Here is a 3,101-nt window from a genome sequence, read left to right as displayed (position 1 = left end):
GACTCCGTTGCTTCCACGGCTTGACACCGCCCACGACCTCCCGGGGTTCCCCCGAGTTCGGCGCCATCGCAATGCTGATCTGCTACGACCTCGAATTCCCCGAATGGGTACGGCTGCCCGCACTTGCCGATGCGCAACTACTGTGCGCACCAGTCAACTGGCCGGCCTTTCCACGCCCCGATCGTGAGCGACCCGCCGAGGTCGTGCGCGTGCAAGCAGACACAGCGGAGACCGCATGTTCATCGCCGCATGCGACCGAACCGGCGAGGAACGTGGTGTCAACTGGGTCGGCGCCTCGGTAATAGTCGATGCCGACGGATGGCCGCTCGCCGGTGGCGACCCGAATGCCGAGCCCTCGACCATCATCGCCGAATGCCGACTTGTCGACGCGCTCGACAAGGCCATCAGCGACACGAGCAACGTTCACGCCGACCGGCGTCCCGAACTGTACGGTCCCCTGGCCCAGACCAGTGATCCGAAGACCCGGGTTTGCAAAGCGGGGATCTGATATGAGGCCACGTCAGCGCATGCTGGGGACCGCGATCACCTCGCCCGACACATCCTCGAATGACTGGGTGCGGTCGGCCAGGAGAATGTATGTCAAGGCTCCGATACCCGCGCCGAAGAACCAGGAGAACGCGGACAGGGCGCCGAGTGCAGGGATGAACGCGATCAGGAGCGAGCAGAGGGTCGCCGGGACGACTGCGGCGAGGGCTCGGGGGTTGAAGCCGTGGCGGTAGTAGTAGGCACCGGTGGGATCCTCGGTGTAAAGATCGGGGACGTTGATCTTGGTTCGTCGGAGTATCCAGTAATCGGCGAAGATAACGCCGAACAGGGGGCCGACCAAGGCGCCCAGCCCGCCGAGGAAATAGACGATCACTGCCGGGTTGCTGTATAGGTTCCAGGGGAGGATGACGAGGCCGATGATGGCGCTGACCAGGCCTGCACGGGTGAAGTTTAGCTTCCTGGGGAACAGGTTGGTCAGCACATAGATGGGGGCCACGAAGTTGGCATTCAGATTCACTGCGACGGTCAGCACCAGCAGGGACAAGGATCCGGCCACCAGCAGGACGGTGTTAGGGATGGCCTCGACGATGTCGGCGGGGCTTGTGACGATGACACCGTCGATCTCGAACTGCGCCCCCGCCATCACGATAACGATGACGCCGAAGAAGAGCGAACTGATGAGGATGCCCCAGAAGTTTCCTTTGACGATGGATGTGCGGGTCTTCGAGGACCGGGTGAACTCGCAGAAGTTCAGTACGAAGGCTGAGTAAATGGACACCCAGAGCGCTCCCCCAGTGAAGATCTGCAGCCACATGGCGGCACCGGTGAGTTGGTTATTGGTAGACCAGGACATGGAGCCGCCGGCCCTGCCGAACGTCCATACTGCGAGGGCGACCATGGTGGTCAGGATGACCGGCCCGGCGAACGCCTCATATCTGCGGATCACGTCCATCCCGCGCAGGACGATGTAGGTCTGCACGATCCACAGAAAGCCGAAGGTCAGCCAGCCGAGTGTGGACAGACCGAGGATCGAATTTCCTTCCAAGCGTTGAAGCCCGGGGGCCAGGGTGATCAACGCGACGCGCAGCACCAGGGATGCCAGGTAGGTCTGGATCCCGAACCAGACGACGGCGATGCCGCCGCGGATCAGCGCCGGAATCTGGGCGCCCCGGACGCCGAAGGAAATGCGGCTCATGACCGGGAACGGAACACCGGTCTTTTGGCCCATCAGACCAGAGAAAGTCAGCAGAATGAACAGAAGGGCGCCGCCGACACCCAGGGCCAGCAGGATCTGCCAGCCCCCCAAGCCCAGGGCGAACAGGCCCAAGGCAAAACCGTAGTTGGCGAGGCTGTGCACGTCGTTGGCCCACAGCGCGAAAATATTGTAGGAGGTCCAGGATCGACCTCTCGCCTTTGTGGGGGCAAGATCCTGATTGTAGAGCCGCTCACTAATCCGGGGCTGGGCCGGTGCGGCGGCGGGGTGCGGCAGGGTCGGGTCCTGGCGTACCAAATCACGGCCCGCCTTGTGCGCTGTCGCGGAGGATCTCGTCGCGCGCATCGTCGAGCATGATTGGTTCTGTCACCGCGAGTGTCGCGCGGGCCTGCTCTTCGGTCTGTCGGGAACCGGTCACCTGCGCTCCCTACCGATGGTGGTCGAACGAGCGGGTGGTGGAGCCAGCCAATCCATCCCGACCTATCACTGCACGCGATCGTACCGACGCACCCTTCGACTCTGACCGACGGTTCTGTCGGGTTCACCCGGCGCGACGCTGTCGTGTCGAGCGCGATGCGGCCGGTCTCGCGAGTTGAGCTTCGAGAGGCCGACTCGTCTCGATGGACGCTTTGGAGTACTTGCGAACCGCCGAGTGCCTTTCAGCCGAACACCTTCCGTTTATCCGTCCGCGCCGCGGGTATCAAGGATCGACAGGATGATGTCAGGGACGAAGTCGCTGAGGAAGAGGGTTCCCGATGAAGACACTCAAGGAACGCGTCGCCACCTCGATGATCTCGATGATCTTGGGCGGACTACTCGCAGTGATCACCGCAGGTTCCACGCTGGCCGAATCCGACGATGTGAGCATCGGGGCCACCGTTTCCGGCAGTACCGTCACCACTACGATCACCAACGGCACCGAAGGGGACATCGTGTGCGGATTGGTTGGACTGAGCGCGGCGGACGACATCGTGAATCCGGATTCAGTTGCCGTCTTCCGTGCAGCCAATGTGAACATCGAGCCCGGATTGCGTGACTTCGTCTTCGCCGCGGTCCCCGACGGCAACTACCTGATCCACTGGATTTGCAGGGAGAACGAAGGCCCCGGCGAGGACGTCTGGGGTTCGTCGCCGCTCCCGGAGACCGCCTACGCCAAGTCCGGGACGGCGCAGCCCCTCCCCCTCCGCGTGAGCACCGATACGTGCTTCGATTCAGTCTGCCTCCCACCCGGCGCGGACTCCTGAACAGCAGTGATGCTTAGCCGAGCGAATCCCGGTGCCTCTAAGTCCCGGTGCCTCTAGGTCCCGGTGCCTCCAAGTCCCGGTGCCTCCAAGTCCGCTTCCCGGTCGCGTCCTCGGAGCACGCTTCGAAAAAGCCGCCC

At 63.1% G+C, this 3,101-nt stretch carries 3 protein-coding genes; 2 read left to right on the top strand and 1 reads right to left on the bottom strand.

Annotated features, from left to right (window positions below; all coding sequences use genetic code 11):
* Nucleotides 1-235: 235 nt before the first annotated feature.
* Nucleotides 236-508 carry a carbon-nitrogen hydrolase family protein gene (locus tag RM2_RS24970; protein ID WP_072691741.1) on the top strand — a complete coding sequence of 91 codons (273 nt, stop codon included), beginning with the start codon at nucleotides 236-238 and terminating at the stop codon, nucleotides 506-508.
* Between the two features lie 12 nt (nucleotides 509-520).
* On the opposite strand, the gene RM2_RS22850 is transcribed toward RM2_RS24970, so the two are convergent.
* The gene (locus RM2_RS22850; RefSeq protein ID WP_084721971.1) at nucleotides 521-2,065 is read right to left on the bottom strand and encodes an NCS1 family nucleobase:cation symporter-1; all 1,545 of its coding nucleotides are present in this window, start codon (nucleotides 2,063-2,065) and stop codon (nucleotides 521-523) included.
* A gap of 410 nt (nucleotides 2,066-2,475) precedes the next feature.
* Between RM2_RS22850 and RM2_RS22845 the strand changes: the two genes are divergently transcribed.
* The gene (locus RM2_RS22845) at nucleotides 2,476-2,964 is read left to right on the top strand and encodes a hypothetical protein (protein WP_072691739.1); all 489 of its coding nucleotides are present in this window, start codon (nucleotides 2,476-2,478) and stop codon (nucleotides 2,962-2,964) included.
* The last annotated feature ends 137 nt before the right edge of the window (nucleotides 2,965-3,101 follow it).

The sequence above is a fragment of the Rhodococcus marinonascens NBRC 14363 genome (assembly GCF_001894885.1).
GTDB classification, from domain to species: Bacteria; Actinomycetota; Actinomycetes; order Mycobacteriales; family Mycobacteriaceae; genus Rhodococcus_F; species Rhodococcus_F marinonascens.
Note: the sequence above shows the minus strand (reverse complement) of the source record. Positions and strands in the feature narration are given on the sequence as shown.